Below are 14,998 nucleotides of genomic sequence, written 5' to 3' on the forward strand. Positions count from 1 at the left end.
TCTGAAGGGTACTCGCCACGCCAACCTGTTACACCTCCCCGGCGAAGGCCGGGGCCCAGTTGGTGAGGCCGCAGTAACGGAACGCACCCGTCGTTACGCCCGTCCCCCAACTGGGCCCCGGCCTCCGCCGGGGAGGACGAAGGAAGCGCGGCACGTCTCATACAAGATAAAGCCCACCCCCCTCCGTCATCCCCGCGAAGGCGGGGATCCATATCCTCAACGGATCGCGATACCCCCCACCGCCAGCCACTATGGATCCCCGCCTCCGCGAGCATGACGAGGCGAAGGTAAATAGGCCTAGAAAAGCCCCCTCAGATCCCGCCCTCATCCAGCGACAGCAACGTCGCATTCCCGCCAGCCGACGTCGTATCGACCGACACCGCCCGCTCCGCACAGAAACGGTAGAGATAGCGCGGCCCGCCCGCCTTGGGCCCGGTCCCCGACAGCCCCTCGCCGCCGAACGGTTGCGATCCGACCACCGCACCGATCATCGACCGGTTGATGTACAGGTTGCCGACCGCCGCCTCTGCCTCGATCACCTCGGCCGCGCGCGCGATCCGGCTGTGCAGCCCCATCGTCAGGCCGTAGCCCTTGGCGTTGACCCGCGCGATCGTCTCGCTCAGCTTGCCCGCCTCCCAAGTCGCGACATGGAGGATCGGCCCGAACCACTCCTCGTTCAGATCCTCGATCGCGCCGATCCGCACCAAAGTCGGCGGCACGAACAGGCCGTCCGCGGGCACGTCGAGCGTCTTGACGGTCTTCGCCGCCACCCGCGCGCGATACGCCATCAGCCGGTCATAGGCGGCCTGGTCGATCACCGGCCCGACATCGGTCGCCGGATCGCCCGCACGGCCGATCCTCAGCGTGTCCATCGCGCCCGACAGCATCTCGATCACGCCGTCCGCGATATCCTCCTGCACCAGCAGCAGCCGCAGCGCCGAGCAACGCTGCCCCGCCGAGCGGAAGGACGAGGCGATCACGTCCGCCACGACCTGCTCGGGCAGCGCGGTCGAATCGACGATCATCGCGTTGATCCCGCCCGTCTCCGCGATCAGCGGCACGATCGGCCGGCTGTCGTCCTCGAGCAGCGCGCGTGCGATCTTGCGCGCGGTCGCGGTCGACCCCGTGAACGCCACGCCCTGGATCCGCGCGTCCGCGGTCAGCGCCGCACCGACCTCCGGCCCGCCCGTGACCAGGACCAGCACGTCGGCCGGCACGCCCGCCTCATGCGCGAGTTCGACCGCCCGCGCGGCGATCCGCGGCGTCTGCGGCGCGGGCTTGGCCACCACTGCATTGCCCGTGACGAGCGCCGCCACCGTCTGCCCCAGGAAGATCGCCAGCGGGAAGTTCCACGGCGCGATCGTCGCCCAGACGCCGCGCCCCTCGATATGCAGCATGTTGCGCTCGCCGGTCGGCCCCGGCAGTTCGATCGGCTGCAGCTTCGCGCGCGCCTGCTGCGCATAATAGCGGCAGAAATCCACCGCCTCGCGCACCTCGCCGATCGCGTCCGGGATCGTCTTGAACGCCTCCTGCACACAGATCGCCATCAGCTCGTCGCGATGCTTTTCGAGCAGGTCGGCCAGCCGGTCGAGACACGCCGCGCGCTCTTCGACCGGCGACCGCGACCAGCCCGGGAACGCCGCCTGCGCGCGGGTGATCGCGGCCGTGACCTGATCCCCGCCCAACTCTTCTGCTCCCCCCCGGCGAAGGCCGGGGTCCAGTTGGGAAGGCTGCCGTGACGACGCGCCGCCCTCAGCCGCATCACCGCCCCCAACTGGGCCCCGGCCTTCGCCGGGGTGGTGCCCTGACGAACCAACCGGCGCATTCACCACCTTAACAGTCGCCGCCAGCGTATCCACGTCACTCAAATCCAGCCCCGCCGAATTCCGGTGCCCGCCCGCCCCGAACAGGTCGACCGGCAACGGAATGCTCGGATGCCGCTTGCCCCCGACCGCGGCGATCTTCGCCACCGGATCCGCGAGAATCTCCCCCTCGGTCAGCCGCTCATCCGCCAGCTGATGCACGAAGCTCGAATTCGCCCCATTCTCCAGCAGACGCCGGACGAGATACGCCAGCAGGTCGCGGTGCCCACCGACCGGCGCATAGACGCGGCAATGATAGCCATTCTCCTGCACCAGCCGCTCGTACAGCCCGTCGCCCATGCCGTGCAGCCGCTGGAACTCGAAATCGCGGCTGTTGCCCGCCCATTCCATGATCGTCGCGACCGTCAGCGCATTGTGGCTCGCGAACGCCGGCCGGATATTCTCCGCCGCCAGCATGTCCTTGGCGACCGCCAGATACGACACGTCGGTCGCCGCCTTGCGCGTGAACAGCGGATAGTCCGCCAGCCCCTCGACCTGCGTCCGCTTGATCTCGCTGTCCCAGTACGCGCCCTTGACCAGCCGCACGTTCATCACGCGGTCGAGCCCGTTCGCCCATGCGATCACCGGCCGCGCGCGCTTGCCATACGCCTGCACCGCCATGCCGAACCCGTCCCAGCCCTTCAGCGACGGCAGCCCGGCGACCGTGCCGATGATGTCGAGGCTCATCTCGAGCCGCTCGGACTCCTCCGCATCGACGGTCAGCGCAATGCCCTTCGACGCCGCCTGCACCGCCAGTGCCTCGAGCATCTCGGTCAGCGCGGGCACGCACTCGCTCCACCGCGCGACCTCATAGCGCGGGTGCAGCGCCGACAGCTTGACCGAGATCGAATGCCCCGCCGCCGGATCGCGCCCGACCGCATCGACCGCACCGACATAGGCCTGGAAATAGCGCTGCGCATCCGCATGCGTCCGCGCCGCTTCGCCCAGCATGTCGAAGCTCGCGGTGAAGCCCTTGTTCTCCGGCCGCCGCATCCGCTTCATCGCCTCGTCGATGGTGCGGCCCATCACGAAGATCTCGCCCATCATCTTCATCGCCGCCCCGACCGCCTGGCGCACGAACGGCTCGCCAGCCCGGCTGATCAGCCGGCGCAGCGGCCCGGTCGCGCCCTCGCCGACCAGCACGCGGCCGACCACCAGCCCCCAGGTCGCCGAATTGACGAGCTTCGAATTCGACTTGCCCGCATGCGCACGCCAGTCGGCATCGCCCAGCTTGTCCGCGATCAGCAGGTCCGCGGTCTCGGGATCGGGCACGCGCAAAAACGCCTCGGCGAGGCTGAGCAACGCGACGCCTTCGGACGAATTCAGCCGATATTCCTGGAGGAACTGGTTCACCCAGCCCTTGCTCTGCGCCGCGCGCAGGTCGGCGAGCAGGCCGAGCGCATGACCCATCACCCGCTCACGCGAATCCGAATCGAGCGCGGCACGCTCCAGCAGCGGTTTTAGAACATCGGGTTCGCTTGCGCGGTACAGCTTTGCCATGGTGTTACGGGCATTGGAGGTTACGGCAGTCGACATTTTCCAGCTTCCGGTTGGGTGAGGCTTGCGGTCGGCCAGCCTGTACGCCTAGAGACGTCGCTGCGCTTAGCGCCAAACAGGCTAGGAGGGGAATGCCGTGGCGACGATCACCACTGCCGAGATGCAGAACCGCGTCGGCACCGAGACGCTGTCCGACTGGGTCGAGGTCACGCAAGGCATGATCGATAAGTTCGCCGACGCCACCGGCGACCATCAGTTCATCCATGTCGACCCCGCCCGCGCGGCCCAGACCCCGTTCGGCGGGACGATCGCGCACGGTTTCCTCACGCTCTCGCTGATGCCGCTCCTGTCGTCGAAGATCCCCGACGCACCGACCATCGAGGGCGCGAAGATGGGCGTCAATTACGGCGGCAATTCGGTCCGCTTCCTCACGCCCGTCCGGTCGGGATCGAAGGTCCGCGGCCGCTTCAAGCTGCTGTCGTTCGACGAGAAGCGCCCCGGCCAGTGGCAGCAGACCAACAGCTTCGCGGTCGAGATCGAGGGCCAGGACAAGCCCGCCCTGATCGCCGAATGGATCAGCCAGGTTTTCGTTTGATACCGCTCCCCTCCCGCTTGCGGGAGGGGACTTCAGAAAAAGGGATAGCATCATGCGTTCAGCCGTCATCGTCTCCACCGCCCGCACCCCGATCGGCCGCGCCTATCGCGGTGCATTCAACAACACCCCCGCGCCGACGCTCGCCAGCCACGCGATCAAGGCCGCGGTCGAGCGCGCCGGCATCGACGGGGGCGACGTCGACGACGTCGTCTTCGGCTGCGCGCTGCAACAGGGGCATCAGGCGGGCAATATCGCGCGCACCTCGCTGCTCCGCGCCGGGCTGCCGACGACGGTCAGCGGCATGTCGCTCGACCGCCAGTGCGCCAGCGGGCTGATGGCGATCGCCACCGCCGCCAAGCAGATCATCACCGACCAGATGGACATCACCATCGGCGGCGGGGTCGAGAGCATCAGCCTCGTCCAGACGCCGCAGATGCGCGTCGCCCCCGATCCCGAACTGCTCGCAATGCACCGCGACGTCTATATGCCGATGCTCCAGACCGCCGAAGTCGTCGCCAAGCGCTACGGCATCACGCGCGACGCGATGGACGCCTATGCACTCCAGTCGCAGCAGCGCACCGCCGCCGCGCAGGCCGCGGGCTATTACGACGCCGAGATCGTCCCCGTCACCGCGAACATGGCGATCGTCAACAAGGAGACCAAGGACGTCACCTACAAGGAGGTGACGATCGCCCGCGACGAGGGCAACCGCGCCGACACCACGCTCGAGGGTCTCCAGTCTCTGAAACCCGTGATGGGCCCCGACATGACGATCACCGCGGGCAATGCCAGCCAGCTGTCCGACGGGTCGTCCGCCTCGGTGCTGATGGAGGAGAAGATCGCGTCGCAGCGCGGGCTGCAGCCGCTCGGTCGCTATATCGGCATGGCGGTCGGCGGCACCGAACCCGACGAGATGGGGATCGGCCCGGTCGTCGCGATTCCCAAGCTGCTCAAGCGCTTCGGCCTCAAGATGGACGATATCGGCCTGTGGGAGCTGAACGAGGCGTTCGCGGTCCAGGTCCTCTATTGCCGCGACACGCTCGGCATTCCCGACGAACTGCTCAACGTCAGCGGCGGCGCGATCTCGATCGGCCATCCCTACGGCATGACCGGCGCACGCGCGACCGGCCATGCGCTGATCGAGGGCAAGCGTCGCGGCGCGAAGCATGTCGTCGTGACGATGTGCGTCGGCGGCGGCATGGGCGCGGCGGGCCTGTTCGAGGTGCTGTGATGGTCGCGGGGCGGCGGTCGCAACCATCCTCCGCCCCGCCCGTTCTCTGTGGCAATCCAAGCCAATAGGAGAACGACGATGGCCGACAAGGATACCCCGCAGGAAGTCGCGAACACCTTCCTCGACAAGCTGAAGTCCAGCCCGTTCGTGATGATCGGCCTCGACGATGGCCAGCATTCCGAGCCGATGACCGCACAGCTCGACGACGATCAGCCCAACGTGCTGTTCTTCTTCGCCGGTCGCGACAACCGCATCGCCAAGGGCGGCGCGGCGATGGCGCAGTTCGTCGGCAAGGGGCATGATTTCTTCGCGTGCATGGCCGGCACCGTCTCGCAGATGAACGACCGCACGCAGATCGACAAGCTGTGGAACAACCAGGTCGAGGCCTGGTTTCCGGGCGGCAAGGAAGACCCCAACCTCACGCTGCTGCGCTTCGACATCAACAGCGCGGAACTCTGGGAAACCGACATTTCGCTGACCGGACGCGTCAAGATGCTGTTCGGCGGCACGATCACGTCGAGCGAGTCGAGCAGCCACGCCGTCGTCGACTCGGTCGGCTGACCCAGATACCGATCGCGACCGCCCGTTTCAGGACCGGCGGTCGCGATCGAGCTTTATACTGGCGGATTCTCATCCGTTCGCGGTGATGAACTCCTCGACCACCGGCGCAATCGTGTTGCGCCAGCGCGATCCGTTGAAGATCCCGTAATGGCCGGCCCCCTCGGCGATCAGATAGCGCTTCTTTTCCTCAGGAAGAGCAGTCGCCAGCGACAGCGCCGCCTTCGTCTGCCCCAGCCCCGAAATATCGTCGCGCTCGCCCTCGATCGCCAGCAGGCCGATATCGGTGATCGCCGCCGGATCGACCGGACGTCCGCGGTGCGTCAGCAGGCCGCGCGGCAGCGCGTGGGTCTGGAACACCACGTCGATCGTCTGCAGATAGAATTCGGCGGTCATGTCGCAGACCGAGCGATATTCCTCGTAAAACCCCTTGCTCGCCATCGCGCTCTCGCCGTCGCCCTGGACGAGATGCTTATACATCTCCCAGTGTGAGACCATGTGGTTGCCGAGGTTCATCGACATGAAGCCGGCAAGCTGCAGGAAGCCTGGATAGACCTTGCGCCCCGCACCCGGATAATTCGCCGGCACCGTCGCGATGACATTCTGTTCGAACCACGTATGCGGACGCTCGGTCGCCAGCGTGTTGACCGCGGTCGGTGCCTCGCGCGTATCGACCGGCCCGCCCATCAGCGTCAGCGTCTTCGGCCGACACGGATTGCCGTCCGCGCTCATCAGCGCCGCCGCGGCATAACAGGGCACCGACGGCTGGCAGACCGCCAGCATATGTGTACCGCCCTGCCCCTCGTTCGCGCCGATCGCCTCGAGGAACGCGATCACATAATCGATATAATCGTCGAGATCGAACCGTCCGGCGGACAGTGGCACGCTGCGCGCGTCGCGCCAGTCGGTGATGTACACGTCGGCGAACGGCAGCATCCGCTCGACCGTGCCGCGCAGCAGAGTCGCATAATGCCCCGACATCGGCGCGACGATCAGCAGCTTGGGGCCGCCGTCGACGCCCTCCCGCACAAACCGCTTGAGCTGGCCGAAATCCTTGCGCAGCACGATCTCCTCGCGGACCGCAAATTCGCGTCCGTCGATGATCGTGTGGTCGAGGCCGAACGCCGGCTTTCCGCGAGTCGCATTGACGTGCGCGAACACCTCCAGCGCCGATCCAACGACCGCGCCGCCGCCCAAATAGGCGAATGGGTTTGCTGGATTGTTCAGCATTCCCGCCCCGAAACTGGCCATTCTGCTGGCACCTGCCATCATCGACCGCTGAAATTCATAGGCATCGTAGAGCATTCGGTATCCTCTACCCCAAAAGGGGTTAACATTTCCGTAACGCAATTATGCTGCCGCGCAACAGAGCATTGCCGGGACGCAGGCGCGCGCGTGTCCCAATCCCGTGCGCGTCCTGCTCGTCCAACGTCCCGGCCGTCATGCGGTTGCCGTTGAGCGTGACCCTCGCCACTGCTAGGCGATCCGCCATGGCCAAGCCGATACTCGACGAAAAGACGCCCCGCCGGATCGGCGACCTTGCAATGGTGTGGCGACACGCCGCGAACTACCCGCGCCAGATCACCTTTGCGGGACTCGCGCTGGTAACCACCTCGGCCGCGACGATCGGCATACCCTACGGCTTCAAGCGCGTGATCGACCGCGGCTTCGGCCCGGGCGCGAGCGGATCGGTCGGGACCTCGTTCCATTATCTGCTCATGATCGTCGTCGTGCTCGCGGTCGCGACCGCGGTGCGCTTCTATTATGTGTCGTGGCTCGGCGAACGAGTCGTCGCGGACATCCGCACCACGGTGCAGCGTCACCTGCTCACCCTGACACCGCGCTTCTTCGAGGAAAATCGCCCGTCGGAGATCGCCTCGCGGCTGACCTCGGACACCGCGCTGATCGACCAGGTCGTCGGCAGCACCGTCTCGATCGCGCTGCGCAACACCTTCACCGGGGTCGGCGGGCTGATCTATCTGTTCGCGATCTCGCCCAAGCTCGCCGGTCTGCTGATGATCGGCATCCCCCTGATCGTCCTGCCGATCGCGCTGCTCGGCAAGCGCGTCCGCAATTACTCGCGCACCTCGCAGGACCGCGTCGCCGATGTCGGCTCGATCGCCACCGAGACGCTCGGCGCGATGAAGGTCGTGCAGGCGTTCGGGCAGGAAGACCGCGAGGCGACCCGCTTCGGTGACGCGGTGCGCGCGACCTTTGCCGCGGCGCGTGCGCGGATCCTGTTGCGCGCGATCATGACCGCGATCGTCATCGGCCTGCTGTTCGGCTCGATCACGCTGGTGCTGTGGGAAGGCGCGGTCGACGTCGCCGCCGGGCGGATCAGCGGCGGCGCGATCGCCGCCTTCGTCCTCACCGGCGGGATCGTCGCAGGCGCCTTCGGCGCGCTGACCGAGGTGTACGGCGATCTGCTGCGCGGCGCGGGTGCCGCCGGGCGGCTGTCCGAACTGCTCCGCGAGACGCCCGAAATCGCGCCGCCCGCCACGCCCGTCGCGCTGCCGCAGCCGTCGCGCGGTGCACTCGCCTTCGAGGGCGTCCGGTTCCATTACCCCACCCGCCGTGACGTCGCGGCGCTCAACGGCTTCTCGCTCGACATCAAACCGGGCGAGACGGTCGCGGTCGTCGGCCCCTCGGGCGCGGGCAAGACCACGCTGTTCCAGCTCGTCCAGCGCTTCTACGATCCCGATGCGGGTCGCGTGACGCTCGACGGCGTCGACCTGCGCGACGCCGATCCCGCCGCGGTCCGCGCCCGGATCGCGATGGTGCCGCAGGAAACGGTGATCTTCGGCGCCTCGGCGCGCGACAATCTCCGCTATGGCGACTGGACCGCGAGCGACGACCAGCTCTGGGCCGCCGCTGAGGCCGCCAACGCCGCCGAATTCCTCCGCAAGCTTCCCGAAGGACTCGACACCTTCCTCGGCGAGGGCGGCGCGCGGCTGTCGGGCGGTCAGCGCCAGCGCGTGACGATCGCGCGCGCGCTGCTCCGCGACGCCCCGATCCTGCTGCTCGACGAGGCGACCAGCGCGCTCGACGCGGAGAGCGAGCGGCTCGTTCAGGAGGCTTTGGAACGGCTCATGGCGAACCGCACCACGCTCGTCATCGCGCACCGCCTCGCAACCGTCCGCGCCGCCGAACGGATCATCGTGATGAACGACGGTCAGATCGTCGAGGAGGGCTCGCATGGGGCGCTGATGACCAACAGCGGCCTCTATGCGCGGCTGGCGAGCCTGCAGTTCAACGACGCGGCCTAGCCCTTCGGCGGTTTCGCGCGCCTGGGCTTGGGTAACGGCAGCTCGGCGGCCGAGATCCGGACGATCCCGGCCATCCAGTCGGCATCGTCCCAGCGATCCGCGTCGATCACCAGACAGGGTTTCGCCCCCGGATAGGGCGATGCTTCCTCGATCGTCGCGCCGTCGCTGCCCGCGAACGCGCGCCCGCCCGGGGTCGGCTTGAGGAACAGCCGGTCGTCGCAGACCAGCGCGACCATCCGCCCGTCGCAATAGACGCCATATTCGCCGAACATCGGTCGCGCGGCGACCTCGCCCGCCGCGGCGATCTGCTCGACGATGAACGCGACGATGCTCGGATCGGAGGCCATTGCGCGATCCTGACAGATCCGCCCCGCCTTGACGAGACACGGCGTTTCGCTTGCGGGGCGGCGCCGGTCGGGGCAGACTTGCGACAAAACGGGAGATGGACATGCGCGACTTCGACATCGTCATCTATGGCGCGACCGGCTTCACCGGCCGGCTGGTCGCCGAATATCTGGTCCAGGCCTATCCGACCGGCCTGACCTGGGCGATGGCCGGGCGGTCGCGCACCAAGCTCGAGGAGGTTCGCGACCTGATCGGCGCGCGCGCCGACACGCCGCTCATCACCGCCGACTCGGCCGATCCCGCGAGCGTGCGCGCGATGGTCGAGCGCGCCACCGTCGTGATCTCGACCGTCGGGCCCTACCAGCTCTACGGCTCCGACCTCGTCGCCGCCTGCGCTGCATCGGGCACCGCCTATGTCGACCTGTGCGGCGAGCCCGCCTGGATGCGCCACATGATCGACGCGCACGAGGGGGAGGCCACGCGCACCGGCGCCCGGATCGTCTTCTCCTGCGGCTTCGACAGCATCCCGTTCGATCTCGGCGTGCTCACGCTCCAGGAGGCGGCCAAGGCGCGCTACGGCAGTCCTGCGCCGCGCGTGAAGGGCCGCGTCCGGACGATGAAGGGCACCTTCTCCGGCGGCACCGCGGCCAGCCTCAAGGCGACGCTCGCCGCCGCCGCGCGCGATCCCGGCCTCGTCAAGCTGCTGACCAGCCCGTTCGCGCTTACCCCGGGCTTCACCGGGCCGCATCAGCCGACCGGGCTGCTCCCCGAATATGACTCGACGCTCCAGACCTGGGTCGCACCGTTCGTGATGGCGCCGATCAACACCAAGAACGTCCACCGCACCAATTTCCTGCTCGGCGAGGCCTATGGCGCGGACTTCGTCTATGACGAGATGATGGTCGCGGGGCTCGGCGACATGGGCAAGGCCGCGGCCGAGGCGATCGCGAAGTTCAATCCGTTCGCGGGCGACAAGGGCCCGAAGCCCGGCGAAGGCCCGTCCAAGGCCGAACGCGATGAAGGCCATTACGACCTGCTGTTCGCAGGCATCATGCCCGATGGCAGCCGCATCGACACGGTCGTGACGGGCGACCGCGACCCGGGCTATGGATCGACCAGCAAGATGATCGCGGAGGCGGCGATCTGCCTCGTCCGCGATGTCGCGGGCGATGGCGGCATCTGGACGCCGGGCGCGCTGATGGGCGCCAAACTGCGCGACCGGCTTATCGCGCATGCCGGGCTGACCTTCGTCACCAGCTGAGCGATCACGGCGTAAACATTTGATATAAGGGTGATCGCGCCCTATCTGAACGGGGGATTACAAAGGACTTCCGCCTCGATGCTCGTCGGCCATTCCCTGTCGGACCCGAACGGTCTGCTACTGACGATGGACCAGACCGTCGAGGACCTGCTGCAACGGCCGCTTAGCGAACTCGTCGGGCGGTCCTATGCCGACGTCACCCACCCGGACGACCGCGTCCGCAACATCGATCGGGTCACCATGCTCGCGCCCGGCGCGGGCCCGGTCTGCATCCGCAAGCGCTATCTCCAGCCCGGCGGTGCGGCGGTGTGGGTCGACGTCCATGTCTCGCGGCTCGACCGCGGGCTCGAGGCCGGCCGGCTCGTCGGCACGCTCTACCTCCCGCAAGCCAAGGCGCTCACCGCGGTGCCCGACGTCGTCATGCCCGAACGGCTCTGGCAGGTCGCGCTGAAGGTCGACCGGAGCCTGCACCGACGACGCGAACAGCTGGGAGACGACCTGTTCGGCGATCATGCCTGGCTCGTGCTGGTGCAGATCTATATCGCCGAGGCCGAGGGCCGGGTGATCGACGCGACGACGCTCGGCGCACTGGCCCTGCTCGATCCGTCGCGCACGCACCGCTGGATCGGCGCGCTCGCCGAAAAGGGCCTGGTCGAACGCCCCGACTGCAGCGCGGGCGTGATCCAGCTCACCGCGACGGGCCTTGCGAGGACCGAAACCCTGCTCGCCACCTACTCCGACTTGGCGTAACAGCGGCGGCGCCATCTTCGATCCGGACCGTCCTGCCCATGCCTGCCGACCCCTTACCCGCCGCCGATCTTCTGGCGAGCCACCCTGAGTCCCTCGGACCGGTCCGCGTCGCCGCGCTCTATCGCTTCACGCCCTTTGCCGACATCGCCGCGATCAAGCCGCCGCTCGCCGCGCTGTGCTGTGCGCAAGGCGTGAAGGGCACGCTGCTGCTCGCAGCCGAGGGGATCAACGGCACGATCGCGGGGACCGACGCGGCGATCGACACCGTCCTCGCGCATATCCGCGCGCTGCCCGGCTGTGCCGCGCTCGACGTCAAGGATTCGCGCGCCGAAACGATGCCCTTCCACCGCATGAAGGTCCGCCTCAAGCGCGAGATCGTGACGATGGGCCAGCCCGATATCGACCCGCTCGGCGATGTCGGCCGCTATGTCGAGCCCGGCGACTGGAACGCGCTGATCGCCGATCCGGACACGATCGTGATCGACACGCGCAACGATTATGAGGTCGCGGTCGGCAGCTTTGCAGGCGCGATCGACCCGAAGACGCGCAGCTTCCGCGACTTCCCCGCCTGGTTCCGCGACCACCGCGACCAACTCGTCGGCGACGGCCCGCCGCCGAAGATCGCGATGTTCTGCACCGGCGGGATCCGCTGCGAGAAGTCGACCGCGTTCCTGAAAGCGGAAGGGTTAGACGAGGTCTATCACCTGAAGGGCGGCATCCTCAAATATCTCGAAACCGTGCCCGAGGCGGAGAGCCTGTGGGAAGGCGAATGCTTCGTCTTCGATCAGCGCGTCGCGGTCGGCCACGGCCTCGCCCCCGGCACGCACGGCCTGTGCCATGCCTGCCGCATGCCCGTCAGCCCCGCCGACCGCGCCTCGCCGCTCTATGTCGAGGGGATCAGCTGCCCCGCCTGCCACGACGCCCGCGACGCGACCCAGCGCGCCGGCTATGCCGAACGCGAACGCCAGATGCGCCTCGCCGAAGCCCGCGGCCAGACGCATGTCGGCGCGGTCCTCCCGCAGACTCACGCGGATGACGAGGGCCACACCAACCCGTCATCCTGACGAAAGTCAGGATCCAGAGCCACAATGGTGCCGCCCGTTACTCTGGATCCTGACTTTCGTCAGGATGACGACGTTCAGGCGGCGGATCCCGACGCGTGCGAACCCTCGGCAAACCGCGCCGCCAGCGCCGCATTCCCCTGCGACATCGCCAGCGACGCCACGCTGTTCCCCGCCGCATCGACGACCGCCGGATCCGCACCCTGCTCGATCAGCAGGTCGATGATCGCCCCCTGATTGAACAACGCCGCCATCATCAGCGCAGTCTGCCCGACACCGTTGCGCCGGTTCACGTCCGCCCCCGCCGCGATCAGCATCCGCGCGATCGGCGTATAGCCCTTGAAGCACACCCCCATCAGCGCGGTATTGGCGGTGCTCGCCGGATCGCCATCGACCCGCGCGCCCGCGTCGAGCAGCAGCCGCGTCGTCGACTCCTGCGCATTGTAGCTCGCCAGCACGAGCGGGGTGTACCCCCGCGCATCGGTCACCTCGATATCGACCCCCGCCTGCAGCAGCGCGGGGATCATCTCGTCCCGCCCCATCCGCGCGGCATCGAACATCAGTTCGACCAGCCGCTCGATCGGCGGCAACGGGGGCAGCTCGCGTACGTCAGTCATCATTCGCCTCGATGATATGCGGGACGAAGCGCGCCATGTTGCGCGTCACCACCGTCTCATCCTCCCGAACGCCGATCCCCGCGGCTTCGTTGCCGACGATCCACGCCCCGATCACCGGATGCCGCCCGTCGAACACCGGCGGCGGCGCATAGGCCTGGAGAATCGCCCCCTCCGCACCATAGCCCTGGTCGAGAATGGCGGGCGTGCCGCCCTCCCCGCCAACGATCTCGACATTGGCGCCCTCGCGCGAGAATAGCGGCTTGCGGACATGGCGCGGCCCCAGGATTGTCGCCGCCGGATCGCCGTCGAAGAACGCGGGCAGCAGGTTCGGATGCCCGGGATGCCGCTCCCACAGCAGTGGCAAGATGCCCTTGTTCGACAGGATCGATTTCCACGCCGGCTCGATCCAGCGCACGTCCGCGCGCGACAGGTTCGGCGCATAGGGTTCGCGCAGCATGAACTCCCACGGATAGAGCTTGAACGCCGCCTGCACTTCGAAGCCTTCGGGGTCGACGAACCGGCCATCGGCGGCGAGGCCAATATCCTTCATCTCGACGAACTTCGGCTCGATTCCGACCTGGCTCGCCAGATCCTCGAAGAACCGCACGGTCTGGCGGTCCTCGATCGCGGTCGCGTCGGCTGCGAAATGGACGAAACCGCCGCTCGGGAACAGCGCGCGGAAGCGTTCGCGCAGCTTGTCGAACAGGCTGTTGAACTGGTCGGTCCCCGCCGGCATCGCCCCGCTCGCGAGCAGGTCTTCGAGCCACATCCACTGGAACGTCGCGCATTCGAACACCGATGTCGGCGTGTCGGCATTATATTCGTAGAGCTTGGCCGGCCCCGTCCCGTCATACGCGAAGTCGAATCGACCATAGAGCGACGGCTGGCGCGTCCGCCACGTCTCCGCGACATAATTCCACTGCTCGCGCGGGATGGCGAGCCGCTCCATCAGCTGCTGGTCGCGCACCACCTCGTCAACCAGCTCGAGGCACATCGCGTGCATCTGTTCGGCCGCGGGTTCGAGATCCTCCTCGATCTCCGCCAGCGTGAAGGCATAGGCGGCGCTCTCGTCCCAATAGGGTTCGATTCCGTCGCCGACCGCCGTGCCGTGATAGACGAACCCGATCGCGTCGGCCCGTTCGCGCCAGTCGCCGCGCGGGTCGACCGCGATCCGGCGCATCAGTTGTCCTGCGTCTTGCTGTCGTCGCGCTGCTCGATCCGCAGCGTCTGCCCGAGCTGGTCGGTCTTTGGCGCGGTCAGCCGGGCGAGCACGTCGTCCGCGGACGACTGACCCGGCAGGATCCCCGCCTGGCGCAGCTTCTCGTCGAGATCCGCGCCGGTGCGCCGGTCCTCCAGCTCGCCTGCCGCCTTGATCCGCTCGCCGCGGATCGCCTGCCGCTCGCGGATCCGCGCAAGGCTGTCCGCCGCGGAGCCGAGCTTGTTGCCCGCGCCGATGCTGCCCGATGCGACGGTCGCCTGCGCCTTCTGCACCGACTCGTTGACCTTGACGACCTCGACCTCGCGGCGGAGCTGCTCGATCTTGCGGTCGGTCTGCGCGACTGCGGTGTGGATCTGCTCCTCGGCGGCGCGCATGTCCTCGACCTGCGGGCTCTTCAGCGCGATGTCCTGTTCGAGATCGGCGATCCGCTGCGCGACCTGCCGTGCAAGGTCCATATTGCCCTTCTCGACCGCGATCCGCGCCGAGGCCTCGTATTTCGCGGCCTGCGCGCGGAAGCTCTCGACCTCGGTCTCGAGGATCCGGCGGCGGGCGACCAGCCCGGCCAGGTCGTCGCGCGCTTTCCCTTGCGCCTTGTCCGCGTCGCGGATCTCCTGGTCGAGGATCCGCAGGGCGTTCGCGTCGACGACCGCCGCGCCGGCTTCATGCGCGCCCGCCCGGCCGAGGGTGAAAATCTTGCTCCAGATGGCCATGCCAGTCTCTCCGTATGATGCTTTGG

Annotated in this window: 13 protein-coding genes; 7 read left to right on the forward strand and 6 right to left on the reverse strand. The window is 67.8% G+C overall.

Annotation, left to right across the window (positions count from 1 at the left end; genetic code table 11):
- Nucleotides 1–311: 311 nt before the first annotated feature.
- Nucleotides 312–3,362 carry a bifunctional proline dehydrogenase/L-glutamate gamma-semialdehyde dehydrogenase PutA gene (putA, locus tag IFT71_RS02930; protein ID WP_244654754.1) on the reverse strand — a complete coding sequence of 1,017 codons (3,051 nt, stop codon included), beginning with the start codon at nt 3,360–3,362 and terminating at the stop codon, nt 312–314.
- 133 nt (nt 3,363–3,495) lie between these two features.
- Here putA and IFT71_RS02935 point away from each other — a divergent pair, with 133 nt between their 5' ends.
- The 3 genes from IFT71_RS02935 to IFT71_RS02945 all read left to right on the forward strand — a co-directional run bounded on the left by IFT71_RS02935 (nt 3,496) and on the right by IFT71_RS02945 (nt 5,746).
- The gene (locus tag IFT71_RS02935; protein ID WP_082451336.1) at nt 3,496–3,954 is read left to right on the forward strand and encodes a MaoC family dehydratase; all 459 of its coding nucleotides are present in this window, start codon (nt 3,496–3,498) and stop codon (nt 3,952–3,954) included.
- 52 nt (nt 3,955–4,006) lie between these two features.
- On the forward strand, nt 4,007–5,185 hold the full coding sequence (locus IFT71_RS02940) for an acetyl-CoA C-acyltransferase (protein ID WP_166747990.1): 1,179 nt from the start codon (nt 4,007–4,009) through the stop codon (nt 5,183–5,185).
- A gap of 78 nt (nt 5,186–5,263) precedes the next feature.
- Nucleotides 5,264–5,746 (forward strand): pyridoxamine 5'-phosphate oxidase family protein, encoded by a 483-nt coding sequence (locus tag IFT71_RS02945; protein WP_031394543.1) that lies wholly within the window; start codon nt 5,264–5,266, stop codon nt 5,744–5,746.
- Nucleotides 5,747–5,815: 69 nt separating this feature from the next.
- On the opposite strand, the gene IFT71_RS02950 is transcribed toward IFT71_RS02945, so the two are convergent.
- Nucleotides 5,816–7,048: a polyhydroxyalkanoate depolymerase gene (locus IFT71_RS02950; protein WP_192139042.1), complete on the reverse strand. Its 1,233-nt coding sequence runs from the start codon at nt 7,046–7,048 to the stop codon at nt 5,816–5,818.
- Between the two features lie 185 nt (nt 7,049–7,233).
- On the opposite strand from IFT71_RS02950, the gene IFT71_RS02955 reads away from it, so the two are divergent.
- Nucleotides 7,234–9,009 (forward strand): ABC transporter transmembrane domain-containing protein, encoded by a 1,776-nt coding sequence (locus IFT71_RS02955; protein ID WP_156363364.1) that lies wholly within the window; start codon nt 7,234–7,236, stop codon nt 9,007–9,009.
- Here the strand turns inward: IFT71_RS02955 and IFT71_RS02960 are convergent.
- The gene (locus IFT71_RS02960) at nt 9,006–9,356 is read right to left on the reverse strand and encodes a TfoX/Sxy family protein (protein ID WP_166747988.1); all 351 of its coding nucleotides are present in this window, start codon (nt 9,354–9,356) and stop codon (nt 9,006–9,008) included. The genes IFT71_RS02955 and IFT71_RS02960 overlap by 4 nt on opposite strands.
- A 101-nt stretch (nt 9,357–9,457) precedes the next feature.
- Between IFT71_RS02960 and IFT71_RS02965 the strand changes: the two genes are divergently transcribed.
- From IFT71_RS02965 to trhO, 3 genes are all read left to right on the forward strand, one after another.
- Nucleotides 9,458–10,615 carry a saccharopine dehydrogenase family protein gene (locus tag IFT71_RS02965; protein WP_192139043.1) on the forward strand — a complete coding sequence of 386 codons (1,158 nt, stop codon included), beginning with the start codon at nt 9,458–9,460 and terminating at the stop codon, nt 10,613–10,615.
- Between the two features lie 78 nt (nt 10,616–10,693).
- Complete coding sequence (locus tag IFT71_RS02970; RefSeq protein ID WP_192139044.1) at nt 10,694–11,365, forward strand: PAS domain-containing protein; 672 nt, start codon at nt 10,694–10,696, stop codon at nt 11,363–11,365.
- Nucleotides 11,366–11,403: 38 nt separating this feature from the next.
- On the forward strand, nt 11,404–12,429 hold the full coding sequence (gene trhO, locus IFT71_RS02975; RefSeq protein WP_192139045.1) for an oxygen-dependent tRNA uridine(34) hydroxylase TrhO: 1,026 nt from the start codon (nt 11,404–11,406) through the stop codon (nt 12,427–12,429).
- A 74-nt stretch (nt 12,430–12,503) separates the two neighbouring features.
- Here trhO and IFT71_RS02980 read toward each other — a convergent pair whose 3' ends face one another.
- Genes IFT71_RS02980 through IFT71_RS02990 form a run of 3 tightly spaced genes read right to left on the reverse strand, consistent with a single transcriptional unit; the run spans nt 12,504 to nt 14,972 of the window.
- Nucleotides 12,504–13,043: an ankyrin repeat domain-containing protein gene (locus tag IFT71_RS02980; RefSeq protein ID WP_192139046.1), complete on the reverse strand. Its 540-nt coding sequence runs from the start codon at nt 13,041–13,043 to the stop codon at nt 12,504–12,506.
- Nucleotides 13,036–14,223 carry a glutathionylspermidine synthase family protein gene (locus IFT71_RS02985; protein ID WP_192139047.1) on the reverse strand — a complete coding sequence of 396 codons (1,188 nt, stop codon included), beginning with the start codon at nt 14,221–14,223 and terminating at the stop codon, nt 13,036–13,038. The genes IFT71_RS02980 and IFT71_RS02985 overlap by 8 nt, the downstream gene beginning before the upstream one ends.
- A complete protein-coding gene (locus IFT71_RS02990) occupies nt 14,223–14,972 on the reverse strand; it encodes a PspA/IM30 family protein (RefSeq protein ID WP_031440688.1) in 750 nt (249 codons plus the stop codon). Before IFT71_RS02990 ends, IFT71_RS02985 begins: the two co-directional genes overlap by 1 nt.
- Between the last annotated feature and the right edge of the window lie 26 nt (nt 14,973–14,998).

The sequence above is a fragment of the Sphingomonas sp. CFBP 13733 genome (assembly GCF_014841795.1).
GTDB classification, from domain to species: domain Bacteria; phylum Pseudomonadota; class Alphaproteobacteria; order Sphingomonadales; family Sphingomonadaceae; genus Sphingomonas; species Sphingomonas aerolata.